Here is a 25,086-nt window from a genome sequence, read left to right on the forward strand (position 1 = left end):
CGAGGGCATGAGCCACTCACCGTGCGCGCACGAAATTTTCTGTTGAATCGAGGGGAAGCATGGCCACAGAAACGAATGTGAGCGAGCGGATCATTCGGGCTGAAAAGCACGTCAATGAGCAGTTGAGCTACGGCGGGATCCACCCTAGCACCGGCCCTTTCGGAGGCACGCTTGAATACCGCTATCAGGATGGCGATTTGGCAGACGAAATTGGCCAGCTGCGGCGCCTTGCGGATGCGTTCAGGCAGCTCGCTGATGCGCTTGAGTCAGACTCCGAATAGAATCCGTAGAAGCCATTAACTTCGCGTCTGCCACAACTGTCACATCCACCAGTGCTGGAATGGAAAATACCGATGCCCACGAATGAAATGCGCAGGCGTGAATGGATTGCAGCTGGCTACAATTCAGACATGGGCAGTTCAATTGCATGTAGTCCTCCCGCGGACAGCACCGCTATCCGCCTGTACAATCTCACGAGCGCCAAACACGCTCTAAGCAACATCGAGAAGCGTCGACTCAAGGTTTCCCGTTTCGCGGATTTGAATGACCCATTTGAGCTGCTCGCTGCGAATTTCAAAGAACACAAGACGCGAAAGGTTGTGCGGGATTGGAAAGACAAAAGCCATTCACAGCATGGTTTACTGTGCTTCGCCGGGGACTGGTCAGAACCCGTAATGTGGAGCCACTACGCAGAGAAGCACACCGGTATCTGCTTAGGGTTTGACGTCTGCCGTAGCCTCGTACAGCAGGTCAACTACCAGGACGATCGCATCCTTGCCGCTCTCAGCCCAGCCGGCACCCCAGATGAGTTGAGTGAGGAGCTCCAACAACAGTTGCTGCGCACCAAATCGGCGGGTTGGCGCTATGAGCAGGAGTACCGTAGCTTTGTGAGGTTGGACACTGCGCTTGCAGACGGTCCGCTTCATTTCTGGCCAGTTGCGGATGAAATTCAACTGACAGAAGTCATCCTAGGGCCATTATGCGAGGTGCCGATCGAATCGGTACGACGCAGGGTTGAACAGCACTTCCCCGATGCCGTTGTCTTCAAAGCCAGGCTAGCCTTTCAGTCCTTCAAGATTGTCCCCGATGCGCGTACGGTCCTTTAGCCCGCATGAACGCCATAGTGTTATTTAGGTGATAACCCGGGCGAGCGAGTGCTGATACCAGTCGTGCGGTTGGGACCGTTGTTAGAATGTGGCAGTTGGCTGGCGGTCGATGACGTCATTCATGCTTGGTGTTGAGCATCTCCAGGATACGAAGCCTACTTCCTCCTGGAGATGCCAACATGAATCAGATGCTTGTACCCGAACTGATCGCCCTAACCGACTACACCCACGCAGTTCCTGCCCAGGGCAGTGCTGGTCGCTTTGCCCGGATCGCTGCGCGGGCGGAAGCCTGCATTGCACGCATCGACCAGATCATCGATCAAGGCTTCACATGTAGCTCGGCGACCTCGTTCGGTAAGGACAGTACGGTTGTGCTGGTACTGATGCTGGAGGCCATCCGGCGCCGTGTCGAAGCCGGGTTGTACGTGCCGGCGGCATTCGTGACGAATGCTAATACCGGCACCGAAAACCCAAGCATGGACATCTATGCCGAGGCGATGATCACTGAGTTGGAGATGTATTGCACCAGGCACGGATTGCCGATCACGGTGGTCAAAGTGCAGCCCTCGATGACCTCGACATTCGCTTATGCCACCCTGGGTCGCGGCAAACTGCCGGTTTTCGCTGGCGCCTCTCGAAGCTGCTCGGTCGATTGGAAGCTGCGCCCGCAGCAGAAAGCGCTCAAGCAACTGCTCTCCACCCTGCAGTCTCCTGGTGAGCTGGTGACCTTCGTGGGCACTCGTTTGTCAGAGTCGGCAACCCGTGCCGCCAACATGCGCGAACGGGGTGAGGAGGAGGCCGGGCGGCTGGTGCTCAATGAGCATGGCTCGTACAACTGCTCGATCATCGCAGACTGGGAGATGGAGGAGGTGTGGGAGTTCCTCATGGCGTGCGAGGCGAAGCGCGGTGGTCCTTATCGAACCTTCGTCGACAGTTTCGACTGGTGCCTGGAGCTCTACAAGGAAGCCAATGAAGGCACGTGCGCAATCATCACCGGCGATGGTGGTAACAAGGCGGCGTGCGGCTCTCGCTTTGGCTGTGCCTGGTGCACGGTCACCGGAGAGCGTGACAAATCCATGGAAGCAATGATTGCGTCTGCGCCTGACAAGCATGGACACATGTCGGGAATTAACCGCTTCCGGAGCCATCTCATCAACACCCGCTGGGACATGGAGCGTCGAGACTGGATCGGGCGCACAACCTCGGACGCCGGCTACATCAACGTCACAGGAACAGCCTACAACGCAGAGATGCGCCGTGAGCTGTTGCGGTACCTGCTGACTTTAGATGTGCTGGAGGAAGAGCGGGCTGATGAGCACGATGCGCGGATGTTCCGCGGCGAGCTGGAAAGGACGGAGTCCAACGAAATCCTTCGTGGGAGCACCTTCCAATTCATCACGCCGAAAAACCTGCTTGCGATCGACTTCGCCTGGTCACTGAGCTACGGCTTCGACCATGCCTTCCCCGCTTTGTCGGAGTGGTACGAGATCCGTGTCCTAGGGAAGCGCTACCTGATCGATGACGTCACTCCCGCTGAGAAGGGCATCATTCCAGAGCAGCGCTGGTTCAAGTTTGATGACTGGCAAAGCCCGGCGCAGGAGATGGGCTTGCAGGACGCCTACCTCGAAGCCACCAACAAAGAACGCTACCCTGGCCGGCCAGCGATGCGAATGATCCGTGACCGCTTTGAAGGCAAGGATCGCAACATTGTCTACTACGAAGAAACCGACGAGATGGAGATCGATCCGGGAGATGCAATGTGCTTTGTAGACGAGTTCGACGAGGCGTTCTATACGTTGGCGAAAAGCCTGGCTCCGACTGACAGCGCCAAGTTCTACTTGAACAATGGTATGGTCAAACTGGCCAAGGGCAAGGCTGCTGATTACGATGCGATGGCCCGCCGAGCGCAATTCTGGCAACGCATGGAGCGCGATCTAGCTGGTACCGATCTGCGTTCCTACATACGCCACCATTCGATCAGCAACGCCGAGCACGAACAGGTCCTGGACTTGATGAAGGTTGAGGCCGCCAGTCAAAATTCGGCGATCTCCGATCTTTTTGCTTAACTCATCAAAGGCTACCTCTTGCGAGGTGGCCTTTTTTTTCGACATCGCTGACGTAGCTTGTGTACAGCCTCTCAACAGTGTAGTGGTCGAAAGGGAGCCAGAGCTGATGTTCTTGGAAGCTGCGATGGGTACTGAAAGGCTGTGCTATCGAGCCAGTTTACCGACCTGACCAATCTGACCCTCGAATAACAAGGTAAGCCCCGTCATGACACAATTCATCGCAACTGAACACAAATTGGCTCGGCTATGGATGGTCTGAAGTAGCCATATGTTTTTGGCTGACTTCGGCCACCACCGATTTTGAAAGTGACAAGTCGATCAAAAATGCTCAGATCGCTAACTCATTTCTGTCTTTTTAGCCGCTGCGAACACCTCGCGGCGGCTATTCCCCACATTACAGGCGCACCTCTCCTGCATTGCTCAGTAAATGCCGACGGGCCATCCATAGATTCGACAGCGCAAACAGTGTCACCAACTGTGCCGTATTCTTGGCCAGGCCACGGAAGCGAGTTTTCACATAGCCGAATTGACGTTTGATCACCCGGAACGGGTGCTCAACCTTCGCTCTGACTTGAGCCTTGGCTTTTTCGATCTTGCGCTTGGCTTTGTACAGAACGCTACGCTTGCCCAGTTTCTGGTAGGTGCTGCGCCGGGCGGCAATCTGCCAAATGACCTGGCGACCTTCATGCTCGGGGCGTTTCTCCACTCCGGTATAACCAGCATCGGCACAGACCACATTTTCGTCGCCGTGCAGCAGCTTATCGACCTGAGTGACATCGGCCACGTTGGCTGCCGTGCCTACCATGCTATGCACCAGGCCCGACTCATCATCCACCCCGATATGGGCCTTCATGCCGAAGTACCATTGATTACCTTTCTTGGCCTGGTGCATTTCCGGGTCGCGCTTACCGTCCTGGTTCTTGGTCGAACTCGGCGCGTGGATCAGTGTGGCATCGACGATGGTGCCCTGGCGCAGCGACAGGCCGCGATCGCCCAAGTAGCCGTTGATCACGGCCAGAATCCCAGCCGCCAGTTCATGCTTTTCCAGCAGGCGGCGGAAGTTGAGGATGGTGGTTTCGTCGGGGATGCGCTCTAGGCTCAGCCCAGAAAACTGGCGCAGGATGTTGGTTTCGTAAAGCGCTTCCTCCATAGCCGGGTCGCTGTAGCCGAACCAGTTCTGCATCAGGTGCACGCGCAGCATCGCCATCAACGGATACGCCGGACGGCCACCTTCGCCCTTCGGGTAGTGCGGCTCGATCAGAGTAATCAGTCCCTGCCACGGCACCACCTGATCCATCTCGATCAGGAACAACTCCTTGCGGGTCTGCTTACGCTTGCCGGCGTACTCGGCGTCGGCGAAGGTCATCTGCTTCATCGGGAAACTCAGGCAACGGGGTCGGCGTATTTCACCAGATTTGGGAAGTCTTCTTCAGGATTTCCCTATGGGTTGAGGCCTGCGGCAAGAGCTTGGGCATCGAGCGCGCAGAGGCCGCAGGCATGTATGCGAACCTGTGCGGTTTCCGAACTTGGGATGCAGTTACCAGCGCGATAGGGAACAGGCGACCCAGTGTTCCAGACGAGCAACTAGACGTAGCCGAGTTGATGGCTCGACGGGATAGCTACATTGCTGTGATGGTTGATGTTTTTGCCATCAACCCATCGATGGCTATCCATTTGGCCGCGAACCTCAGTCCTTCCAGCGCCAAGCTGCCCAAGGCTATATCCATCGATCGGAGTACCTTGCATTCTCCGTCCGAAGAAGAGGATCTGAACCTCTATATGCCGGGCTTTGATGATCCTCGGGTGACAGACGCAATGCTCAAGGATTTGCTAGGGGGGGCGCCAGGCCTCGAAGGCGTCAACTTGGATAACTTAACCGACCGCTTGCGCATTTCTCATACGGTTGAGCCGTGGGTTTTCTGGGACTACTACAGTGATCAGGGCTTCGACCTGATTGAGGATACCTATGTCGAAGATTATGAATACGGTACTCCATCGTTCTTCATGCCGTGTAGCCCTGAGATATCAGAGACTGAAATGGTGCCGGTCTTCCTGACCAGCCTCACTTACACGCCGCTAGATCATCATGACCAGATGGCAGATGAGGTCCGTCGAGTGATGCTGGAGAGCGCCAAAGCGATCACTGGTGCAGAGACCCTGCTTCTCTGCTGGGGGCATTTGCAGCAAAAGGAAATTGGGGGCAAGCGGTTCACCTACGCTGGCCAGATTCATCACAATGGGACTTGGCGCGATCTGCTGCTGAACAGATCGCTGGACTCCTTCGACAAGTTGCTTCACGCAGCGACTGCTCTACAGGACATTAATGAGCCAGGGCCGGAGTTTCAGGACAAAAGCTCGGAATGCACGATTCGCTTCTTTATGGTGCAGACCCAGTGCGAGTCCAGCACGGAGTTCTTCCAGAAATACACGGTGAGCGGCTTCGGCAACCCCAGCGGATGGTCACTTGGGATGATTGGTAGCAAGTCCGAGTAGGTATCGAAGGGCCCGATGCGAAGGGGGCCAGGCTGGATACGCTGCGCAATGCCTTTGTAGAGTCGCTGGAAGAGTTGGCGCAGTTGGTCTCTAGCCTGGCAGAGCGGGAGCTTGGTGACCTGAAAAGACGGCGAATTCTGAACGCCATCAGCATGCAGCGGACAGTTAGAGGGCTAGGCAGCCCTTACTTTCCGCTATAAATTATGCATACGCGTTATGAATTAATTTACAAGGTGACGGTATGGGTTTGAACAGAATGTCCGATGGCACATCACCCACAAGCTTAACCGTGGAGCGTTCCACGGTGACCAAGTTAGTGATCTCTGGGGGGGTGAACCTCGACCCCATCACCGTTTTTCTGGAGGACCTTGGAAGCCGGGCGTCTCCACGTAGTGAGGCCCCAGATCACGTTTCCAGTCAGGGTAACCTTACCATCCGATGTGCTGGCGAGAGCTGGACTTCCTACTGGGGCGGTATGGGTTCAAGGACGGTGACTGAGTTTGTTGCCAAGTGCAGTGATGAGTACATCCTGAATTGCCTAAGCCGCGGCCTGAGCAGTACCCGATTCAGCGCAAAGGCTCTCAAGCAGCTCTCAGCAAGGTGCATCATCGATCGCCGGCGGGAGCGGAGCGGTACCGATTGGGAGCTGGGGTATCTCGACGCAGATGATGCTCGTTCGCTGTACAGGCGGCTCGATGAGTTTCGCGATGTTGAGTCGTTGCGGGACTGCTGGAGTCATTCCGAGCTCCTATCCCTTTTGTTCGGGGATGAATGGCATTACCCCGTCGATCAAGCTACCGAACCAAACCCGGACTACACCTACCTGCTGCGGATCGTTCAAGCAGTCCAACAAGCGCTCACACAACCGGTCGAGGCGGCGGCAGCATGAACAGTTCTGGACAGCTGGTAGGCCTGCCGCCCTTCGCTAACCTTGTCATCCGAAAACTGCAGCGCTTCGACGAATGCGCCGGCGATGGCCAGGGCGCTGACATCGGGACCCAGTGGTTTGATGTTCTCACCCAGCTTGGGTTGCTCAAGCGAGTTCAGCGAAGCCCGGCCCAATGGCAGGTCACAGAACAAGGCGAGCAACTCTTGGAGCTTCGGCCAGGCGCACAGCACAGCGAGGATGCTGTGCGGGTAGAAGCCGTCGCTGTGACACGGGCTGATGTGGATGGTCTGCGGCTTGAGTGGCTGCTTGAGGGCGGCATCGCAGCGCTGGAGCATGCGGACCAGGTCTTACTGATTGCTCATGGCTCGATCACTGACGAGGAGGGCGGTGGCGAGGTCTTTCTGAAGGCTCCTGCTGTGCCGTCCGCAGAGCAGCGCGACATGGCTCGTGTATACGACGTCATTGGTCTGCACCATGGACACCCTGTGGGCGTGCTGCTGACGAACCTGGGTAACATCAAGCGCTTCTCGGACTACCTGGGAGCAGTGGAGCGCGCATTCTTCATGGTTCCAGGTGAGCCGTCGGATGAAGCCGAAGATGCAGGCGCACCCATCGACGAAGAGTGCCTGTTGAATAAATTCCCGGCGACCAGTACGGAGCATTACGTTGATCAGTTCCGTGAGGCCTTGATCACGATAGGGGCCTTACCGCGTAATGAGTCTGGTACCTCGGAAGTCGACGAGCTCAGGTCCCAATGCAGCCTGTTGAGAGCCCAGCTGGCTGAGTTGCCGGCGTACATTGCAGCGCTTGAAAAATTCCGAGCCGAGGATGGCGATTTTGTCCGTCTTGCCGATGTGCTTGCAGCACTTTCCGCCTGTGCCGATCGGACCCAGGCTACTGAATTTCGCCTGTTGGTGCACGGCGAGAAGATGCTTGCTGATGACCAATTTTTGGCGGATGACGCGACTACCTGGCGCCAGCTTGTAGAAAACCCTGTGTTTATCGGCATGCCCTATTCACGCGGCTTGGTCCCGGTGCGCCGGGTAGCTTCTTCGGCATAAGCAACACTTACCTTCAACCCGGCCTGGCCGGGTTTTTTTATGGGTCGGATCCGGCGCGCAAGCGCGTGCGGTCGATTTTCACTCTCCCGGCACCAGGGCGGGCAGATCTTCATGCTCGGTGTGGCTCATCTCATTGGCACTAGGACAACGTCGAGGTATGCCATGATCTGTTTCATCGCGGTTAAAACCAGCTGCACCATTCCTGAGAAAATGCATGTTCACTCTGTGCTGAATGAGCAAGGCCTTATCGGTAATCGTTACCCCAGGACTATGGAGCAAGTACCTCGCGCAGTTCGCGAGTACTTCGAGCAGCTTCCGCTCGGTTCCGAAGCAACGAGTATCTTTTCGAACGAGGTGGAAACTTTGTCTGATCGTAAGGCAGCTGCTGACTCTCTCGGATAGGCGCTTGAAGCATTGCCGGATTCGAAAGTACGAGGCCCCGTTAGGACTGCGCGCATTAAATGTAAATTGGCGGCGCAATACGGTAAGTCGCATGTGGACTTGACTGACCGTTACTGCGAAGTGAGCGATCTGCTCCATAAGGGCGGTGTGACAGTCCACTTAAACAAAGGCATGTAAGCGCGCAGCGCTTGATAGGGATCAAACATGAAAGCAGATATCAGCAGTTTCGTTAAGCACGCCCGCCGTGTAAATCGGGTATTAATCCTATTGAAGAAACAGGGTGAATACGACAAAGCAATTGACTGCAAAAGCATTCGTAACCTTTGGATGTCTGAGGCTCGGCGTTCCGCAGTCTGAACAGCTGATTTTCATCAGCGATCGGTCTAACCAATAGGTAACACCATGACCAACTACAATACGGTTAATACTCACATCAACACAATCCGTGCTGGCGATACAGTCCTACACAACGGCGAACTACGCACCGTCTGCAATTCGGACATTAAACGTGGTGGTTTCATGGGTACGTCATTGTTTGGAGACAGCTACCGCTTGGGCACTTTGCCTGTGCAGCTTGTACGCTTCAGCTGTGCCGTATAAACAGGAACTCCAATATGCAATACAAAGTGAACTACCAGCTTGGTGATAAAAAACGTGAAGCCATTATGGCGCAGATAGAACTGGATGAATGCCGAAATCATTGTGAAGTGATTGAGGCGGTAGATCGCAGCTGTCAACAGACGTCTGCCTCGGTTTCTCCCTCAGAGATTCAGGAGGACGATGGTTGGACTGAATTCTCCTATGGCGGTAAGCGCTGGTCGTTCGATTCCGATCAATTGGCACAATGGGATGAGGAGTTAAAGTATTTTGATTTCCTTGATTACCATTTGCTGATTAATCCCACTATTGAGTCAGTCACTGCCTTCATTCAACGTCAAGGTTATTAATACCTTCACCCTACCTCGCGAGCGCTTTGTTGCGTGGCGGGATTCCATATCAACGCAATACCCACCCGGCCACAAGGCCGGGTTTTTTGTCCGCGCAATAAAAAGGTACGGTATGACGATATTGACCGAGTGTGCTTGCTAGCGGGTCCAAGCATTAGTAATTTTACTTATCGGCATTGTACTTTCCATAGCTGTTCCCAACTGGTCATGTAGCTGGGACTAAGGAGTGCTCGGCGCATACCCCAATCTGGTGTCAGTGGCACAGCAGCAGTCCGCAAGCAATCATGCCCCCAGCGCCGGTTGATTTTGTCCATGGTAGCCATCAATGCATCTGTGCGCTCCGGTTGGCTGGGGGTGAACAGATCCTGCGTATACTCCCCTCGCTTGCGCAAATCCATTAGAAGGACTTCTGCCTTGCTGTATGCATAGCCCGGCCGGTAGATCCCCTCCAGGGCACGCAGCGCGTAGCGGGTGAGCTGACGGACATCATCTGTTGGGTAGGCTGGGATGATAGTTGCAGCATTGGCGTACTTCGGTCCGTCGCCATGGAATGACGTCTGAATACCGATGCGTAAGGCACCGCAGAGAGAGCGTTGCTTCCGCAGCTTTTCAGCGGCACGGTGAATGTAGGTCGCTAGGGCTTCCTGCAGGCCCTTGCGGGTATGCACGCGTTGACCAAACATCTTGCTGGTGCAGATTGATTGCTTGGGTGGGGCAGATTGCTCCAGGTCCATGCATGATTCGCCCTGCAGCTCTCGGATGGTCCTTTCCAGCACGATGCTGTACTTACGGCCCATTGACCGCGCATCAGCTTGAGAAAGCTCCCACGCGGTGCTGATGCCATCACGAGCAAGGTTGTCGCGCATACGACGACCTATCCCCCATACCTCATCAACCGGCATTCGTCGAAGTAGCCATTCGATTGCCTCAGGCTTGCGCAGGTCTACCACGCCGCCTGTTTTCTCCCTCCACACTTTTGAGGCGTGCTGCGCCGCCTTTGCCAGGGTTTTGGTATGCCCAATGCCGACGCCCACTGGCAGCGCAGTCCATTGCAGGACGCGGGCTTGGATGGCCCGGCCTACCTCAATGATCGGCTCAGGTAGGCCATCGAGCCTGCAGAAGAGCTCATCGATGTAAAGGAAAGATTTCAAGCCATGGACATGGTTCCGTACCTTGCTAACCGGGGATTCAAGGGTAGTCTCATGCTGTCCATGGCAAAACGACATTTTCTGTCGATCTTGCCTAGGTATGTCCATAGATCGTAGTTCCACAGGGCCACACCCACGAGTTGATTTCGTGCAGTCGTTCTGCACGCCAATGAACGCGACGCGATTGCCCTATTGGCGGGCGCTAATTATTTTGTAGGAGTTCAAGATAGATTGGCGAGACGCACATGGAAAATTCGGTCATGACCAGCAACATTGACGAAAAGGATCTCAAGGCTCTAGCCCAACGAGGACTGTCGCTGCTTCGCTTGACTGAGAGCCGCTGGATGGAGCTCGAAGCGTGTCGAAACCACGGTACAAAATTTTCACTTACTTTTCCGCACGTAATTTCCCGTAGTGGTAGACCCAATACTTTGGTTCTGATCGCTACAGATGGAAAAGCTCCCACCTTGCGGTTAGGGCTTATCCGCTCGATTCAAACGATCTCGACGCTCGACTCCCGGGTGATGTTCGATTGTGTCTTGCTGATCGCTCCACAATCACTTAATGCCCTTGTCGCTGGCGTCACTAGCACCACCTTGCGCGGAGCTACCAACAAGCTGAAATCGGAGACCGCCGAGTTTCAACCGGTGTCACAGAAGCTCGGTGAAAAACTGATTGCACTGATTGCGGAAGTACCAGCCAATGTAGCAGTTTTTCATCGTATTCTCGCCGAAGTCGGGCGACCAAAATATTATGAGAATGGCCACGCGCTACAAGTAAATGCCCTTGACCTCGCACTCAAAGCTTTTGGGGTAACGGACGGTGCGACAAGCGTCGCGTTGCCCGGCGGACACACCGCTATTGGCACGGTCCGACTGCAAGAGGACGCGGTCATTGAGCATGACGCACGCTGGATCTCTGGCTGGCACTTGTCCGACAGTGACCTTACCGGCAAAGCCGTATTCACTCGGCGCGGTGAGCAGCTCGAAGTTTTCACCGCCAACAAGCGACCGCTTGAAGAGTTGTTTGGCGTCGACCTTATCTATCTGAACAAGGCACGCGGCTCGTTGGTGATGGTTCAATACAAAATGATGGAGCCAAAAAGCAGTAAGGTGCATCGCATTAAGGCTGACACGCCCGACATTGACCAGCTTGACGCAAAGGAATGGACCGTGCCAATCAATGCTCAGTTCAAGAGTGAGATGGAGCGGATGGAGAAGTTCGACAACGATCTCTCGCCCGAAGGGCCCTATCGACTGAATCCTGGAGCATTCTTCTTTAAGCTTGTCCGCCGCCATTCGGCAATCAAATCTGCGGGAATCATGCTGAGCCTGCAGCATCTGACTCGGTTAATCGAGGATGGTTGTACTACCGGACCTCGAAAGGGCCTACGTATAAGTTACAAAGCACTGGACGGCCATTATCTACGAAGTGACCCGTTTATTGAGCTAGTACGCTCTGGCTACATCGGAACTCGTAGCGGCACGACAGAACATCTGCAGACACTTATTGAGGCAGCCTTGACCGGCGGTCGCTCAGTTGTCGCTGCAATCCAGAGTGCAATGGCCAAAGGTTGAGGTTAGATGCAGGGTACAAAAATTCCGTTCGGTGAACGTCAGGGAATGCTTTTCCGAGCCTTTGAGGTCGAGAATGGTCTTGCTTGTGGCTGTATCTGCCCGGGCTGTCACAAACCGCTAAATGCTGCGAATGGTGGCCAGAAAGTCATCCCGCATTTTCGCCACGTCCATTCTGAAAACTGTGTGAGCGGCTTCAAAGATGGTGTGCGACGGGCGGCTGTAGCTCTAATTGCTGCACAACGATCCCTTACTCTTCCGTCTTTCCATCGTCAGATAAGCGCCATGACTGGCTCAGGGCGCATCCTGTCTCGCGAAGTAAGTATCCCGGAAACGTCAGTTGCAGCTGAGACGGTCGAACGATTTGTGGATCTTGGCGACGTCACAGCTCACGCGATTCTTACCACCGGCAACCATCAACTGTTTGTTCGAATCAAAGTTTTCTCCCGATCCGAAAAAAAGCGGTACGAGCGGCTCTCTAACATCGAGGCTTCATCAGTTGAGATTGATCTCAGCGAGCTCGATTTGGGCCAGATCAACGATCCATTAACGTTTGAACGAGCCGTTCTTTTCGACCCAACCACCAGGTCTTGGATTCGATCGCTTAGGGGAGAAATGCGAATCAAGCGTGCTGAAGCTGAACTTGCGACCGAAGTTGCTCGCTGCAACGACCAATGGGAACTGGAACAGGCTCCCCTGCGGGTGATCGAGGACGCGAAACGAGTTGAGCAAGAGGCGAAGGTAGCCGAGCATAAAGCTGCATTGGCAGCGCATAGGCAGATCCAATCGGAGACTGCTGAGGCACAGCGTGCCGCAGGGATCCTTGAGAGGGATGAGCTTCCCGCTCTCAAGCGGCGAGAGGAACTGATCGTTAACCAGACTCTCCGAGCAGCCCGTGAGTGGGGTGGTAAAGCTGTAGAGTGCTCCTCTTGCTGGCTACTTAGTCCACCAGGAAATCAGTTCTGCCTCTACTGCGATAGTGAGACAAGCACAAGTCCCATTCAGTTACCAAAGGATATTGCAATCACGATTAACAATCGAATGCGTAGCTCGGCAAAGCCAGATCAATCATTACAGAAGGCGCCGACGTTGCTGGTTCAACCTGATCCTTTCACGTGAGTCTCATTTTGCAACGAAATCAATCTTGCCATACGCAGCAAGCGACCAAATTCAATCGAGGCCGAGCGGCTGCTGTGGGTTGAAAGCGGCCAGTTGCTGGAAGCCCGCAACGGCTTCCAACATCTACGTTGAGTGGCCATCCTGGGTCCTAGCGACGCCACACTCGCCCGTCAGCAGTGACCACCCAAGGCGATTGGCCCGCGATAATACGCACCCCGCCAACCCAGCGTTCTTCTGGTGTGTAATCGAGCCAGTTCTTATTTCCGAGTAACACTTGCTCTCCAAGAGGAGTCATCCGAATGAGGCGTTTTTGCCACTCTCTACCCGGCAACTCTTCGACTAGCGGATACGGAGTAACGGTGATGGTCCTTCGTAGTGTATTGAACATCTGATCGCCTAGATAAGGCAGCGGCTCGTAACTCATCATAAGGTGGCCGAACACCTTGCCAGCCGCCAACCCACCCCGCTCGGCAAGAATCCGCAGTATCAGCCGCTGGGTCATGCTCAAGCCGTCCTCTGCGCCTGGAAGCTCTTGAAGTTGCCTTGCCAAGGCTGGCCCAAGTAGCGGTAACGCCGGATGCGGCTGCACTGCCAATTGCGCCCAATCGCCCGGGTCCGTTGCCGTATAGGCATCCCAAGCTTTGCGGGCAAGCGCCAACGCATCGTCACCAAGTGGGCGCCGTTGGGTCCAGAGCCAGGCCAACAGATCCGGCGCGAGCTGACCAATGCCTAAGAATCGTTCAACACCAGGCACCCGATTGATCTCAATCAATTCGAGCCTGTGTGGCAGGACGGGCAGACTCGCCAGTAATCGAATCAGAAACAATTGGTCGTACGCATCACCTTCACACCAAAGCACCAGTTCACTGTCCTCGTTAAGTTGCGCTAGCGCCTTGCGCTGAATTGCCTGGCGCTCCTGGATATCCTTGGAAGCGAGTTGGAATGCCTGCTCCGCGAACTTCGCGCGCACCAACCAGTAATCATCATCCGCTAAAGCGGGAACCGGCCCCAGCACCATGGGATCATCGAACATATGAAATGAACCCGAGAATCCCGCTACTCGAAGGCTGTGCTCAATATCGTTGCCACAACGCCAATGCTGGATTGTTGATTCGTTTGCAGCAGCGAAGCCCGGATGCCGTGCCGCGAATGCAACGCTGTCGGTGTGAGCAATCAGTTTAGGCCAACTGGCGAAACCCGACTCGCGAGCCACCAGCCACTGCGCATCGGCGAGTCGATAGTTTGGGCCAGGTATACCCAGTGCGTGTAGCTGGGAACGGGCATCTGCGGCCTGGTTATTCTTGATGTCTTTCAAAAGGCGCTTGGCGTGTTTGCGAAGCGAAGGGAGGTCGAGTAGACCGTGATGACGGGAAGCAATAGTGGCAGGCATGCCAACTCCTTATGAGGCTCGGTCCGCCGACAAGCCGGGAGCTGGAATGAAAAAATGGGTAAGCATGCCTTGGGTGACCCCTTCGCGCGGACCGCAGGCGCAGCAAACGCCCATGTGCCGACTTTAGCCGGAAGAAGGGACAGAAGCAAAGAGTGGAGGAGCACTGATATTGAACAGCCAGTCTTGAGGTGGGACGCAAAGTGTCGCTACACCGGCGAACGCCGTGAGGGCTATGGCAGCTATCGGACATTTGCAGTCATTCGTGAACGGCAGCAATGGGTCGATTAGCGACCTCCAAACAATGCGACTGCTGATCCACCCTTGTCCTTCCTCAACCCGGAGGACAAGCCATGAACACTATCGCTTTACATCGCCATCAGCCTTGGAACAAGGGAAAGCTTGTTGGGCAGAAAGCCCCGCTTCGAGTCAGAGATATCTGGGCCATTCGGGTCAGGCTTCAGCTCGCGGAGAAGACACGGGATCTGGCTCTGTTCAACTTGGCCATCGACAGCAAACTGCGTGCCTGTGACTTAACCAAGCTACGAGTACGTGACATTGCGCATGGGGAGCATGTTTCGTCACGGGCCATCGTGATGCAGCAGAAAACTCAACATCCAGTGCAGTTTGAAATTACTGAGCAAACACGAACAGTTCTGGAGGCTTGGATGCGCCAGGCGCATCTTCGCAGTGAGGACTTTCTGTTCCCGACGCGATTGCATGACTCAGATCATCTCTCCACCCGGCAATACGCTCGAATAGTAAAAGCATGGGTAACAGCCATTGGACTTGACCCGACGATGTACGGTACCCACACGCTACGGCGAACCAAGGCTTCGTTGATCTATCGCAGGACCAAAAACTTGAGGGCAGTTCAACTCTTGCTTGGTCATACGAAACTTGAAAGCACTGTCAGGTACTTGGGCATCGAGGTAGACGATGCTCTAGAAATGGCAGAGCAGACAGACGTGTAATTACCCACTGCGACGGTCTGGGTCAGACCGTCGCTTTCCGACCCATTGCGGCCGGTCGCTAACGACTGCAAGTGGCCGGTTTCCGTCCCTTACGTCAGGCAGAAAACGGCCTAAGCTCAAGTTCATTACCAGGTATTCGCTGCCTCGGATAGCAACCACTCTCGGAAGGTTGCCAGCCTTGGCAAGCTGGCACACTCTGGTCGGTAGACAACGTAGTAAGCCAGCCCTGAAGCAACGCTAATGTCTGGGAACAGTCGAACCAGGCGGCCGCTCGCCAGGTCATCACGCGCCATTACGCTGCGGGCTAGCGCGACACCATGCCCTTCGACTGCAGCCTGCAGGACGGCAGCTGAGTTGTTGATTTGCATGCCGCGAAGGGTGGTCGTGTCCGTCACGCCAGCCTTGCGCATCCAGGTTTCCCAGGTCGGGAAGCCTGAGTGGTTATCCATCGAGAGATCGTGAATCAACATCTCCCGCACCAGGTCATCGGGCTTGTGCAGGCGCAAGTGCTCTCGCAGCAATTGCGGCGAGCACACCGGATAAATCTCTTCCTCCATCAGCTTCTCGGCAGCCAGCCCTGGCCACCTGCCCGTGCCGTAGCGCACACCAATGTCGATTTGCTGAGCAACGAAATCCACCGGCTTGAGGTTGGTGTCCAGTCGCACGTCCGTATCAGGGCAGATGACCTGGAAGCGGTCGATTCGGGGCAGTAGCCACTTGGCGGCGAAGGCCGGGCTTACGGCCACGGTAAGCACTCCACGGATCGAACTTTCCTGAAGCCGCTCCATCCCCAGGGTCAGTCTGTCGAAGCCTGCCCGGATATCCGGTAGAGCACGTTCGGCAGCATCCGTGGGAATCAGCCGTGCTTTACCGCTGGTACTGCGGACAAACAGAGGCGTTCCTAGCCAATCCTCCAGTGTACGCACGAGCTGGCCAACCGCTGCAGGCGTAACGTGCAGCTCGGCTGCAGCCGAAGAAAAACTCTGATGGCGGGCGCTGGCTTCAAAAGCACGTAGCGCGTTGAGATGAACTGGAGCCTTCATATTGATAAAGAATTTCTTTAGTGGTGAGACACTTTATCTCGTTTGTTGGCGGATTTGGAAGCGAGGAAGATTCGTTCCAAGGCCAAGGGTGCTGATGCTTAGCCACCCGAAGTCAACGGAAAGTCTTTGGAGTTTAGCTGTGTTGGAAAGTTTTTCTTCCTGATCTACAGCTTCCAGACACCCAACGTTGCACTGGCCCCTAGAGGGTACGAACTGCCTGCCGGTGACGGCGTCTTTGGCAAGTGACTCGTCCCAATCCCCGTTAGCCAGACACCTGTCGTGGGCAGGTGCAAAGAGGTCTCCCAATGAGCAATCAATTCAACGGTAAGAAACTGCTGGTCGTCGGTGGCACCAGTGGCATGGGTCTGGAAACCGCACGCCAGTTTCTCACCGAAGGCGGCAGCGTAGTGATAGTCGGTAACCGTCCGGAAAAAACTGAAGAGGCTCGTAAAGACCTCTCCGCTCTGGGCAACGTAACTGCCCTTATTGCAGATCTGACGAGCGACGAAGGCCTGGCCAAACTGATCAAGACCCTCAGCGAGCAGCACTCGGATATCGACATGCTGGTGAACGCTGCAGGTGTGTTCTTCCCGAAACCCTTCCTGGAACACCAGGATGCGGACTACGACCAGTACATGAAGCTGAACAAGGCGTTCTTCTTCATTACCCAAAAGGTTGCCGCCAACCTGGTTGAGCAAAACCGCCCAGGCGCCATCGTGAACATCGGCTCGATGTGGGCCAAGCAGGCAGTCGCCGCCACCCCGTCCTCTGCCTACTCCATGGCGAAAGCCGGCCTGCACTCCTTGACTCAGCATCTGGCGATGGAACTCGCTTCGAAGAACATTCGCGTGAATGCCGTTTCCCCGGCAGTTGTGCAGACCCCGATTTACGAGGGCTTTATTCCGAAGGCCGAGGTGCACAGCGCTCTGCAAGGCTTCAACAGCTTCCATCCGATTGGCCGTGTTGGCACCCCGCAAGATGTAGCCGGTGTAGTTGCCTTCCTCCTTTCCGAGCAAGCCAGCTGGGTTACCGGTGCCATCTGGGACGTTGACGGCGGTGTCATGGCTGGTCGCAACTAAGACCTGCGCCCAGTTTCCACCCGACCTGCCGTGACCTCACTTCCGGCCTCAACCATTACTTGGAGAAGAACCATGATGCAAGACTGGAATGCCTACCGCGAATCGCTGCTGGTGCGCGTAGGCGACTATGCCAAACAAAGCCCCGACGTTATGCGAGGCCTGATGACCATCGACAATGCGGCCGTCAAAACGGCTCATCTGGATCCGAAGATCCATGAGCTGATCGCATTGGCTGTGGCGATCACCACTCGCTGCGATGGATGCATTAGCGTCCACACCCAAAAGGCTGTTGAGCACGGTGCTTCCCTCGAGGAAATTACCGAGGCGCTGGGCGTGGCCATTGCGCTGAATGCCGGTGCAGCACTGACCTACTCGGCGCGTGTCGTCGAGGCTTACCAGCAGCTACCGGCCAGGCAATAACTCGTATCGACGAGGGCCGATCGCCTCTGTAGGGGGGATCGGCGTCTTCGCATCCCCGTTTGGATAAACCGTATGTTGATCAACGCCGACTTCACTCGCCCCGCTGTTGTGGCTCCACACGAATACCAGTGGGTTGCTTCGCCCCAGACAGGTGTCGACCGCGTGATGCTGGATCGTGTCGGTGCAGAGAGAGCGCGTGCCACTAGCATTGTGCGCTATGCCCCGAACTCTTATTTTCCAAGTCATCTGCACCCTGGTGGGGAAGAGATCCTGGTGCTGTCGGGCACTTTCTCTGACGAGGTGGGGGACTATCCTGCGGGTTGGTATCTACGCAATCCGCCTGGCTCGAGCCACCGGCCGTCCAGCACCGAGGGGGCCACCATCTTCGTCAAGTTGCAGCAGATGCCTGCCTGCGAGCAGCACCACGTGCGTATCAATACCCGAGACCCGTCCAACTGGCAGCGCCAGGGCTCGCGTGAGTTGTGCCCGTTGTTCGCTGACGATTCAGAACAGGTGAGCCTGCAACGCCTGGGAGCGAACGAGTTGCTCTACGACGAGTTGCTGAACGGCTTCGAGTTACTGGTGCTGGAGGGCAGCGTAATGGCGGACAGACAGTCCTGTGAGCGCGGCGCTTGGTTACGAATGCCAGCAGGGCGGCACTTGGATGTCGTTGGTGGCCAACAGGGAGCCACCGTTTACCTGAAAACCGGCCACCCGGCTCATCCGGAGGTGAAAGCATGACCACGCAAACCACCCGTATTGTCATTGTTGGTGCCGGATTGAGTGGGCTGTATGCGGCCTATCTGCTGCAGCAGCAAGGCATCGGTGATTTCGTTGTTCTGGAAGCTCGGGATCAGCCTGGCGGACGCATTGCGTCAATCAATGCCCAAGGGCAGGTAGTCCAGCACACTTCAACGAACAGTATCGTTGATCGTTTCGATCTTGGGCCTACCTGGTTCTGGCCGGGCTACCAGCAAGAACTGGATGAGCTTGTCGACGCGTTGGGAATTGAGCGATTCGAGCAATTTGAAGCGGGCGACATGGTAGTGGAGCGTGCGTATGAAGGCCCTGCAGTGCGCACGCGCGGTTACGTAAACTCACCGCCATCCATGCGTCTGGTCGGCGGTATGGGAGCGCTGGTCGAGGCTCTGCTCCGCAGAGTGAATCCACAGAAAATAGTCTCCGGCCAGACCGTGCACCTGCTTCGTAAGCATGACTCCTATGTCGAAGTCGAAAGCCAAAACGCAAACGGCGTAGTGACGACCTGGCGTGCCGAACATGTGTTCCTGGCGCTCCCGCCACGTCTGCTCGAAAGCACGGTCGACTTCGAGCCATCCTTGCCTGCGGAACTTGCCAGGCAGTGGCGAACGACTGCTACGTGGATGGCTCCTCACGCCAAGTACATTGCAATCTACGAGACACCGTTCTGGCGAGACCAGGGACTGTCCGGTGAGGCCCGCAGCATGCGGGGACCTCTGGGAGAAATCCATGATGCCTCGATGCCAGGCGGCAGCTCGGCACTGTTCGGCTTCATCAGTGTGCCAGCGAGTACACGCGGCAAGATCCCTGACGAAATGCTGCGAGAGCTTTGCCGAGAACAACTGGCCCGGATGTTCGGTCCCGCAGCGGCGATGCCGAAGGCCGAATTCATAAAAGACTGGGCTCAGGACTCTTGCACGGCCACCAGCGCCGATGTGAATGCGATTGCCCAGCATGCAGTCGTGCCCGCCACCAGCGCCTCTTGCGGGCCCTGGCATGGTTGCCTGACGGGCATCGCCAGCGAGTGGTCCTCTCAGTTTCCTGGATACCTCGCCGGTGCCGTAGAGGCGGCCCGATTGGGCGTGCAGGATCTGATTTCACTTAAGGAGTGATGACCATGACAAGCACCTACCGCGCCATGCAAGTCAGCCGTCCAGGGGTTCTCGAACTGGTGGAGCGTGCAACGCCAACGCCCGGTATCGGGGAAGTACTGATCGAGATTGAGGCCTGCGGCATTTGTGGCGCTGACGCCAGTGACATCGACGGGGCAGATCCAACGCTGCAGCCTCCGCGTGTGCCCGGCCATGAGGTGGTTGGTCGAATTGCTGCACTAGGTGAGCACCTTCCCTCGATTTGGCGAGTCGGCCAACGGGTTGGCATCGGGCGTCTGGGCGGACACTGCAATGAGTGCACGCAATGTCGCCAAGGGCTTTTCCAGCTCTGCCAGAACCAGCTCATCGTCGGTGCCTCCTGCGATGGTGGCTATGCCGAAATGATGATTGCCCGTGCCTCAGGGCTCGTGTCGATCCCGGACGAGTTGAACGCAGAGGAAGCCGCGCCAATTCTCTGTGCGGGTATTGCCACGTTCAACGCATTGAAGAAATCCGGAGCACAGGCCGGCGATACCGTTGCCATTCTCGGTATTGGTGGTCTTGGTCACATGGCTCTGCAGTACGCACGCCGTATGGGCTTTCGCGTGATTGGCGTTGGTCGGGGCAGCGATATCGCGCAGGACGCGATGGATCTGGGTGCCCATATCTACATCGACGCCAATGAAGAGGATGCAGCAGAGAAGCTGAAGGCCATGGGTGGTGCGCATGCCATCGTCACGACCATCGGTGTCCCTGCGGCCGTCTCCGCGCTAATGCCAGGCCTGACACCGCAAGGCCGTCTCGTACTCCTGGGTGCCGGCAAAGACCCGCTGCCCGTATCCAGCGGCCATCTGGTCGTAGGAGAGCGTAGCGTACTGGGCTCCATCACTGGTACGCCTTACGAGAACGAAAGAACGCTGGGGTTCAGTGTGCTGGCTGGCGTGCGCCCAAAGATTGAGGTGATGCCTTTGGAGCAAGCTAATGAGGCTTATCAGCGGATGAAGTCAGGTGACGTCAAGTTCCGCATGGTCTTGACCGTCGACCGGCAACGCCTCAGCCCATCCACCTCAGATGCTGGCATTGAGCTGGCTCAAGCCAAGAGCGCACAGCGCCCATGACAAACACCAGTTCCAGCATCGCCCTACAACACGACTCCTTGCTGCTTTCGTGAGCAGTTGCGTTGAGGGCTCAACGACCCGGTTCGTACGAGCCAGTACACGTTTGCCTGATGAACGTCCGCTTCTGGCCGTTTTCTGCCCGTGGTGAGAGGCAGAAAACGGCCAGGAGCGGACGCTCCAGATGCCCTCACCATCCGCTGGATCAATATGCGCGCAGCGAAAATACCAATGGCGCCATCAGGCGCCATTGGTGTTTTCATTTTAGAGAGCGAACCTGAAGGTTGCCCTCCAAAGCCTGACGAGACGACTCAAACCGCAGCAGGAATTGCCGGGAAGTCGATCGTCGTGTCGTTCACACGGTTGAACAGGTTGGTGAACATGATGACCGAGATCGCCAGGCTGATTTCCGCCAACTGCACGTCGGTGTAACCCGCAGCCTTGATGGCCGCAAAATCCTGTTGGCTCACGGTACCGCTGGTTTTGATCAGCAAGGTGACAAAGCTGATCAGGGCATCGCGTTTCACGTCGCCAGTCGGACGGCCAGCACGCACATTCTGAAGCACTTCAACGCTTAAGCCGGTCATTTTGCCGAGCATGAAATGCGCGGTTTCGCAGTAGTCGCAACCGGTCAGATGGCTGACCAGCAGCTTGATGACTTCCTGATCCTGTTTGCTCAGGGTGCCGGCGGCCAGTGCACCGTCTGCGCCCAGGATTGCACCCAGACCCGCCGGGGTCAGGGCACCGATCGCGGCGTAGGTGTTAGGCACCATGCCGACAGCCTTCTTGATGTTGCCGTACAGTTCAGCGGTAGCGCCGGTTGCGGTTTCGATTGCAGGGGTGTGAATGCGGCTCATGATGTCTCTCCAAGGTGGATGTGTATCGGGTGAGACGCTACTTTAGGAAATACATCCGATACCGATAAGATTGGAAAGACTCACAAACAACCTCATTCGTCTCAAATCAGGAGTGTTCCATGAATCCCCCTCTGGATTGGCTCAGTCAATTGCTGGCGATGATTCCGGTTTCCGGCCGACTGGACACACGATGCTATTACGGTGCGCCCTGGCAGATCACTTATGAGCCATCACCTCTGGGCGAGATGCCCTACCACATAGTCCTGACCGGCTCTGCGATGGTGAACGCACAAGGCGATTACCCGGCGCAGCAACTCCATGAAGGAGACATCATCCTTTTCGCCCATGGGTCGGCGCATATCCTTCACGATGGCGGTGAAAAAAAGGCAGGGCAGGCACTTTTCAGGCAGGAGCTGAACTTCGTCATCAGTGAAAACCTCGAGGCCGGAGAACGGCTGGAAATGCTCTGCGGGCGCTTCATCGTGAAACCGCCTTATGATCGCTTTCTACGTGCGTATCTGCCGCCCCGGTTGATCGTAAGGGCGACGCCTGCCCTCCCCGTCGATCATTCCACCGCAGGGCAATTGGCGAGTCTTGTAGGGTTGATGCGTCATGAATCGGCCAGCCCGACCCTAGGCGCTCACGCGATGCTGGGTGCACTCTCTGCGGCGTTGTTTACCCTGGCGTTGCGTCGAGCGGGAGAAGAAGCAAATACTCCCTCGGGCCTGCTGGCGATGGCGGGCCATCCTCGTCTTGCACCGGCATTGAACGCGATACTGCATGACCCGGCTCATACCTGGACACAGGAAAACCTGGCCGCGCTTTGCAACATGTCGCGGGCGACACTGGCCCGGCATTTCAAGGAGCGCATCGGCTGCACCACCAATGATCTGCTGACAGACGTTCGAATGACCCGAGCAATCAACGAGCTTAAAAACCCTTCAAACTCGACGGAACTGGTCGCCGAGCGCGTGGGGTATCAATCGATCACCGCTTTTCAAAAGACCTTTAAACAATATGTCGGAATGAGTCCCGCGCAATGGCGCAGGCTGAACAAGGCCAATGCCTGATCAAGGCCACGCACACCCAGCCAACATACGTGGGGAGCTTGATCAGGCAGGCACACCATCGGCACTCACCGATTTCATCCAGTCACGGGGATTGAGCCCCGTTCTTCGACGAAAAGCCCTGGCCAGCGCTGAGGAACTTTCGTACCCCACCTGATCGGAAATCAGTGCGATGGGGCGACCTTCGCGCAGCAGTTTCTGAGCGAGGCTGATGCGCCAACTCAAAAGGTATTCAGCCGGTGTCTGGCCCACGGTATTTTTGAAGTGAGCGGCGTAACTGGCACGCGACATATTGCACACCACAGCCAGTTCCGCTATCGACCAGGGGTGCTGCGGGTCTTCATGAATCTTCACCAGCGACCGAGCCAGACGAGGATCGGCCAGCCCCGCGATCAACCCTGACTTGAGCTGCTGGTGATCGAGCAAATGCCGGAACAACTGGATCACCACCAATTCAAACAACCGATCCAGAGCCGCCTGACGGCCACACTGATCGGCTGCTGCCTCCTTGAACAGCCAATTCAACGTGTCGGTGAGCATGGGCAGTTCAACCAGGGGCATAACGATCAGGTCCGGCAAGGAGGCTGCCAGGGGATTATTAACCCCGCCTGCAAATTGCAAGGACGCACACTGCAAATTCGCGACTCCCGCATCGCCGCTGATCAACCGGTGCCGGCTGGGCCTGGGCACGAAAATCAGACTCGGCTCGGTCAGCACCTGCGTTGGCTGGCCTGAAATTTCGAGCCTCATCTCACCTGCCTGCAGCAAATGGATGTGCCCTCTCTGATCGTTGCCATCGAACGCACTTACGCCACAGAGCTCTCCGCTATAGAACAGATTTGCGCGTACCCCGAACAGTGACAACAGCGTGGACAATCGATCCATAAATTCACCGAATTAGACGATTAGCATCATATCTTTGACTATTTGCGTCCTTAGCGATCAATTCTCGAAGCAGTATAGCCCCGTACCCAACGCGGGCTGCGCGGTGCGACCGGAGACTGAAGGATGTCTCACCAGGTCAAACTGGCCATGGAGGAAGTCACTCCCTGGCCTCGTCTGAAGACGTCGTCGCCCACTTTGCGTCCTCCTGAAAAAGGTCGATGGCGATCTCACGTATCACGCCTCGCCAACCTCAACCCTTTAGACGACGTTACCGGAGAAACAACATGAGCACTTCCACTGTGAACCAAGGCAACACCACCGCTGGCCTTCTGAAACAAGGGCTCGGCGACAAAGTTACCCAACTCGGCATAGGCAGTCTCTACTTCGCAATGACCGTCATTTACTTGTGGTTTGGCGGCATGAAGTTTTCTGCGTATGAAGCCAACGGCATTTATGGATTTGTCAGCAACAGCCCACTGCTTTCCTGGATGTATGGCTTCATGAGCATGCAAGGCTTCTCCAATTTCCTGGGCGTGCTTGAAGTCTCGGTAGGCTTGCTCATCGCCGGTCGTCTTGTATCACCCAAGCTGTCTCTGCTGGGAGGTGTTTTGTCCGCGGGCCTCTTCATCACCACGCTGTCGTTCATGCTGACCACCCCCGGTGTATTTGAACCGACCCTCGGCTTCCCCGCGATCTCGGTGGTTCCAGGACAATTCTTGCTCAAGGATCTGGGGCTTCTGGCCGCGTCGATATTCGTGGCGGGTACCTCACTGACCGCACTGGAGCGAGAAAGCATCAAGGGCTGACGGTCAGCCAGTGCAACAAGCTAATGGGCCTTCAGATGCGTCGAAGGCCCATTTTTTATTCCGACGCAAAAACAGTCGCTATGGGGGGCAAGGCAACGTATTGGTGGATGGCGAGGAAGTCACGATCTGCCGACGGCGGGCCAAATTTCAGGAACAATAAATAACCCCTAAAAAAGCATTTGACAGGTTACTGTTTCGAGGAATAACCTCTTAATCGTGATTGTAGAGGTTACCAACAACTCAAGAGACCTCCGTTATGTCCGCCTTTCTGCACAGACTCCCAAATAGCTGAACCGTGCACCGGTGCACGGACGCATCTCTGATCCACTCAATTATTGAGCATCGCGCTCATCTTTCACTGGAGAACGAAATGTCAGATCAACATTCAGCAAACCTGCACCACAACCCGGTCGACGTCGTGCGCGGTTTTTACGCTGCGCTCGGCCGGGGCGATGTTCCCGCCGTCATCGCCTTGCTCGATGATCAGGTGCAATGGACTGAGGCCGAACGATTCCCCTACTACAGCGGAACCTGGGTTGGGCCACAAGCCGTTGTAGACAACCTGCTCAAGCGTCTGGCTGCGGACTGGGACAACTTCACCGCAATCGCCGACGACTTCATCGTTCAGGACACCCGGGTCGTCTCCCTGGGGACATATGCCGGAACCTACAAGAAAACCGGCAAACATATGTCCTCGGACTTTGCCCACCTGTGGACGGTAAAGGGTGACAAAATCACCAGCTTTTTGATGTACACCGACACGGCAAAGGTGCTGGAGGCACTGCACGCCCCCGCTTC

Annotated in this window: 23 protein-coding genes and 1 pseudogene; 18 read left to right on the forward strand and 6 right to left on the reverse strand. The window is 56.0% G+C overall.

Annotated features, from left to right (window positions below; translation table 11 throughout):
• Nucleotides 1-59: 59 nt before the first annotated feature.
• The 3 genes from BJQ17_RS25120 to BJQ17_RS25130 all read left to right on the forward strand — a co-directional run bounded on the left by BJQ17_RS25120 (nucleotide 60) and on the right by BJQ17_RS25130 (nucleotide 3,172).
• Complete coding sequence (locus BJQ17_RS25120) at nucleotides 60-281, forward strand: hypothetical protein (RefSeq protein ID WP_023383624.1); 222 nt, start codon at nucleotides 60-62, stop codon at nucleotides 279-281.
• 72 nt (nucleotides 282-353) lie between these two features.
• Entirely contained in the window at nucleotides 354-1,106 is a 753-nt protein-coding gene (locus BJQ17_RS25125; protein ID WP_023383625.1) for a DUF2971 domain-containing protein, read from the forward strand.
• A gap of 179 nt (nucleotides 1,107-1,285) precedes the next feature.
• Nucleotides 1,286-3,172 (forward strand): phosphoadenosine phosphosulfate reductase family protein, encoded by a 1,887-nt coding sequence (locus tag BJQ17_RS25130; RefSeq protein WP_023383626.1) that lies wholly within the window; start codon nucleotides 1,286-1,288, stop codon nucleotides 3,170-3,172.
• Between the two features lie 394 nt (nucleotides 3,173-3,566).
• On the opposite strand, the gene BJQ17_RS25135 is transcribed toward BJQ17_RS25130, so the two are convergent.
• Nucleotides 3,567-4,547, reverse strand: a complete 981-nt coding sequence (locus tag BJQ17_RS25135; RefSeq protein WP_061203968.1) for an IS5 family transposase — start codon at nucleotides 4,545-4,547, stop codon at nucleotides 3,567-3,569.
• 92 nt (nucleotides 4,548-4,639) lie between these two features.
• On the opposite strand from BJQ17_RS25135, the gene BJQ17_RS25140 reads away from it, so the two are divergent.
• From BJQ17_RS25140 to BJQ17_RS25160, 4 genes are all read left to right on the forward strand, one after another.
• Nucleotides 4,640-5,665, forward strand: coding sequence for a hypothetical protein (locus tag BJQ17_RS25140; protein WP_070096804.1), 1,026 nt, complete (start codon nucleotides 4,640-4,642; stop codon nucleotides 5,663-5,665).
• A gap of 241 nt (nucleotides 5,666-5,906) precedes the next feature.
• Nucleotides 5,907-6,554: a hypothetical protein gene (locus tag BJQ17_RS25145; RefSeq protein ID WP_023383628.1), complete on the forward strand. Its 648-nt coding sequence runs from the start codon at nucleotides 5,907-5,909 to the stop codon at nucleotides 6,552-6,554.
• Entirely contained in the window at nucleotides 6,551-7,615 is a 1,065-nt protein-coding gene (locus tag BJQ17_RS25150; protein WP_023383629.1) for a hypothetical protein, read from the forward strand. Before BJQ17_RS25145 ends, BJQ17_RS25150 begins: the two co-directional genes overlap by 4 nt.
• A gap of 1,016 nt (nucleotides 7,616-8,631) precedes the next feature.
• Nucleotides 8,632-8,964 (forward strand): hypothetical protein, encoded by a 333-nt coding sequence (locus tag BJQ17_RS25160; protein WP_023383631.1) that lies wholly within the window; start codon nucleotides 8,632-8,634, stop codon nucleotides 8,962-8,964.
• 167 nt (nucleotides 8,965-9,131) lie between these two features.
• On the opposite strand, the gene BJQ17_RS25165 is transcribed toward BJQ17_RS25160, so the two are convergent.
• Nucleotides 9,132-10,115 (reverse strand): Y-family DNA polymerase, encoded by a 984-nt coding sequence (locus BJQ17_RS25165; RefSeq protein WP_054894537.1) that lies wholly within the window; start codon nucleotides 10,113-10,115, stop codon nucleotides 9,132-9,134.
• A 257-nt stretch (nucleotides 10,116-10,372) separates the two neighbouring features.
• Between BJQ17_RS25165 and BJQ17_RS25170 the strand changes: the two genes are divergently transcribed.
• Together BJQ17_RS25170 and BJQ17_RS25175 are read left to right on the forward strand one after the other, a co-directional pair.
• Complete coding sequence (locus tag BJQ17_RS25170; protein WP_054894519.1) at nucleotides 10,373-11,689, forward strand: hypothetical protein; 1,317 nt, start codon at nucleotides 10,373-10,375, stop codon at nucleotides 11,687-11,689.
• 6 nt (nucleotides 11,690-11,695) lie between these two features.
• Nucleotides 11,696-12,805: a hypothetical protein gene (locus BJQ17_RS25175; protein WP_139139818.1), complete on the forward strand. Its 1,110-nt coding sequence runs from the start codon at nucleotides 11,696-11,698 to the stop codon at nucleotides 12,803-12,805.
• A 148-nt stretch (nucleotides 12,806-12,953) separates the two neighbouring features.
• Here the strand turns inward: BJQ17_RS25175 and BJQ17_RS25180 are convergent, their stop codons facing one another.
• Nucleotides 12,954-14,195: a DUF1835 domain-containing protein gene (locus BJQ17_RS25180; RefSeq protein ID WP_054894521.1), complete on the reverse strand. Its 1,242-nt coding sequence runs from the start codon at nucleotides 14,193-14,195 to the stop codon at nucleotides 12,954-12,956.
• Nucleotides 14,196-14,545: 350 nt separating this feature from the next.
• On the opposite strand from BJQ17_RS25180, the gene BJQ17_RS25185 reads away from it, so the two are divergent.
• Nucleotides 14,546-15,166: a tyrosine-type recombinase/integrase gene (locus BJQ17_RS25185; RefSeq protein WP_008060324.1), complete on the forward strand. Its 621-nt coding sequence runs from the start codon at nucleotides 14,546-14,548 to the stop codon at nucleotides 15,164-15,166.
• A gap of 125 nt (nucleotides 15,167-15,291) precedes the next feature.
• Here the strand turns inward: BJQ17_RS25185 and gcvA are convergent, their stop codons facing one another.
• Nucleotides 15,292-16,209, reverse strand: coding sequence for a transcriptional regulator GcvA (gene gcvA / locus BJQ17_RS25190; protein WP_054894522.1), 918 nt, complete (start codon nucleotides 16,207-16,209; stop codon nucleotides 15,292-15,294).
• A gap of 305 nt (nucleotides 16,210-16,514) precedes the next feature.
• Between gcvA and BJQ17_RS25195 the strand changes: the two genes are divergently transcribed.
• The 5 genes from BJQ17_RS25195 (at nucleotide 16,515) to BJQ17_RS25215 (ending at nucleotide 20,676) form a co-directional block, all read left to right on the forward strand.
• The gene (locus tag BJQ17_RS25195; protein ID WP_054894523.1) at nucleotides 16,515-17,288 is read left to right on the forward strand and encodes an SDR family NAD(P)-dependent oxidoreductase; all 774 of its coding nucleotides are present in this window, start codon (nucleotides 16,515-16,517) and stop codon (nucleotides 17,286-17,288) included.
• Between the two features lie 75 nt (nucleotides 17,289-17,363).
• Nucleotides 17,364-17,708, forward strand: a complete 345-nt coding sequence (locus BJQ17_RS25200; RefSeq protein ID WP_217989952.1) for a carboxymuconolactone decarboxylase family protein — start codon at nucleotides 17,364-17,366, stop codon at nucleotides 17,706-17,708.
• Between the two features lie 72 nt (nucleotides 17,709-17,780).
• Nucleotides 17,781-18,449: a cupin domain-containing protein gene (locus BJQ17_RS25205; RefSeq protein ID WP_054894525.1), complete on the forward strand. Its 669-nt coding sequence runs from the start codon at nucleotides 17,781-17,783 to the stop codon at nucleotides 18,447-18,449.
• A complete protein-coding gene (locus tag BJQ17_RS25210) occupies nucleotides 18,446-19,579 on the forward strand; it encodes an FAD-dependent oxidoreductase (protein ID WP_054894526.1) in 1,134 nt (377 codons plus the stop codon). Before BJQ17_RS25205 ends, BJQ17_RS25210 begins: the two co-directional genes overlap by 4 nt.
• A 5-nt stretch (nucleotides 19,580-19,584) precedes the next feature.
• Complete coding sequence (locus BJQ17_RS25215) at nucleotides 19,585-20,676, forward strand: alcohol dehydrogenase (RefSeq protein WP_082412231.1); 1,092 nt, start codon at nucleotides 19,585-19,587, stop codon at nucleotides 20,674-20,676.
• 308 nt (nucleotides 20,677-20,984) lie between these two features.
• Here the strand turns inward: BJQ17_RS25215 and BJQ17_RS25220 are convergent, their stop codons facing one another.
• The gene (locus BJQ17_RS25220) at nucleotides 20,985-21,530 is read right to left on the reverse strand and encodes a carboxymuconolactone decarboxylase family protein (RefSeq protein WP_054894527.1); all 546 of its coding nucleotides are present in this window, start codon (nucleotides 21,528-21,530) and stop codon (nucleotides 20,985-20,987) included.
• A gap of 119 nt (nucleotides 21,531-21,649) precedes the next feature.
• On the opposite strand from BJQ17_RS25220, the gene BJQ17_RS25225 reads away from it, so the two are divergent.
• Nucleotides 21,650-22,600, forward strand: coding sequence for an AraC family transcriptional regulator (locus tag BJQ17_RS25225; RefSeq protein WP_070096805.1), 951 nt, complete (start codon nucleotides 21,650-21,652; stop codon nucleotides 22,598-22,600).
• A 42-nt stretch (nucleotides 22,601-22,642) separates the two neighbouring features.
• On the opposite strand, the gene BJQ17_RS25230 is transcribed toward BJQ17_RS25225, so the two are convergent.
• Entirely contained in the window at nucleotides 22,643-23,482 is an 840-nt protein-coding gene (locus tag BJQ17_RS25230; protein WP_054894529.1) for an AraC family transcriptional regulator, read from the reverse strand.
• Between the two features lie 284 nt (nucleotides 23,483-23,766).
• Between BJQ17_RS25230 and BJQ17_RS25235 the strand changes: the two genes are divergently transcribed.
• Nucleotides 23,767-24,288, forward strand: coding sequence for a YkgB family protein (locus BJQ17_RS25235; protein WP_054894530.1), 522 nt, complete (start codon nucleotides 23,767-23,769; stop codon nucleotides 24,286-24,288).
• Between the two features lie 370 nt (nucleotides 24,289-24,658).
• Nucleotides 24,659-25,018 (forward strand): annotated as a pseudogene (locus BJQ17_RS32285) (nuclear transport factor 2 family protein); the annotation flags it as partial.
• Nucleotides 25,019-25,086: the final 68 nt, after the last annotated feature.

The organism is Pseudomonas sp. NBRC 111139 (genome assembly GCF_001753955.1).
GTDB lineage: Bacteria > Pseudomonadota > Gammaproteobacteria > Pseudomonadales > Pseudomonadaceae > Aquipseudomonas > Aquipseudomonas alloputida.

Coding starts and splice junctions, on each gene's coding strand:
- BJQ17_RS25135 (WP_061203968.1), bottom strand. CDS start 4,547: ATGAAGCAGATGACCTTCGCCGACGCCGAGTACGCCGGCAAGCGTAAG.
- BJQ17_RS25175 (WP_139139818.1), top strand. CDS start 11,696: ATGCAGGGTACAAAAATTCCGTTCGGTGAACGTCAGGGAATGCTTTTC.
- BJQ17_RS25145 (WP_023383628.1), top strand. CDS start 5,907: ATGGGTTTGAACAGAATGTCCGATGGCACATCACCCACAAGCTTAACC.
- BJQ17_RS25130 (WP_023383626.1), top strand. CDS start 1,286: ATGAATCAGATGCTTGTACCCGAACTGATCGCCCTAACCGACTACACC.
- gcvA (WP_054894522.1), bottom strand. CDS start 16,209: ATGAAGGCTCCAGTTCATCTCAACGCGCTACGTGCTTTTGAAGCCAGC.
- BJQ17_RS25230 (WP_054894529.1), bottom strand. CDS start 23,482: ATGGATCGATTGTCCACGCTGTTGTCACTGTTCGGGGTACGCGCAAAT.
- BJQ17_RS25160 (WP_023383631.1), top strand. CDS start 8,632: ATGCAATACAAAGTGAACTACCAGCTTGGTGATAAAAAACGTGAAGCC.
- BJQ17_RS25235 (WP_054894530.1), top strand. CDS start 23,767: ATGAGCACTTCCACTGTGAACCAAGGCAACACCACCGCTGGCCTTCTG.
- BJQ17_RS25150 (WP_023383629.1), top strand. CDS start 6,551: ATGAACAGTTCTGGACAGCTGGTAGGCCTGCCGCCCTTCGCTAACCTT.
- BJQ17_RS25185 (WP_008060324.1), top strand. CDS start 14,546: ATGAACACTATCGCTTTACATCGCCATCAGCCTTGGAACAAGGGAAAG.
- BJQ17_RS25205 (WP_054894525.1), top strand. CDS start 17,781: ATGTTGATCAACGCCGACTTCACTCGCCCCGCTGTTGTGGCTCCACAC.
- BJQ17_RS25170 (WP_054894519.1), top strand. CDS start 10,373: ATGACCAGCAACATTGACGAAAAGGATCTCAAGGCTCTAGCCCAACGA.
- BJQ17_RS25125 (WP_023383625.1), top strand. CDS start 354: ATGCCCACGAATGAAATGCGCAGGCGTGAATGGATTGCAGCTGGCTAC.
- BJQ17_RS25180 (WP_054894521.1), bottom strand. CDS start 14,195: ATGCCTGCCACTATTGCTTCCCGTCATCACGGTCTACTCGACCTCCCT.
- BJQ17_RS25225 (WP_070096805.1), top strand. CDS start 21,650: ATGAATCCCCCTCTGGATTGGCTCAGTCAATTGCTGGCGATGATTCCG.
- BJQ17_RS25200 (WP_217989952.1), top strand. CDS start 17,364: ATGCAAGACTGGAATGCCTACCGCGAATCGCTGCTGGTGCGCGTAGGC.
- BJQ17_RS25195 (WP_054894523.1), top strand. CDS start 16,515: ATGAGCAATCAATTCAACGGTAAGAAACTGCTGGTCGTCGGTGGCACC.
- BJQ17_RS25120 (WP_023383624.1), top strand. CDS start 60: ATGGCCACAGAAACGAATGTGAGCGAGCGGATCATTCGGGCTGAAAAG.
- BJQ17_RS25215 (WP_082412231.1), top strand. CDS start 19,585: ATGACAAGCACCTACCGCGCCATGCAAGTCAGCCGTCCAGGGGTTCTC.
- BJQ17_RS25210 (WP_054894526.1), top strand. CDS start 18,446: ATGACCACGCAAACCACCCGTATTGTCATTGTTGGTGCCGGATTGAGT.
- BJQ17_RS25220 (WP_054894527.1), bottom strand. CDS start 21,530: ATGAGCCGCATTCACACCCCTGCAATCGAAACCGCAACCGGCGCTACC.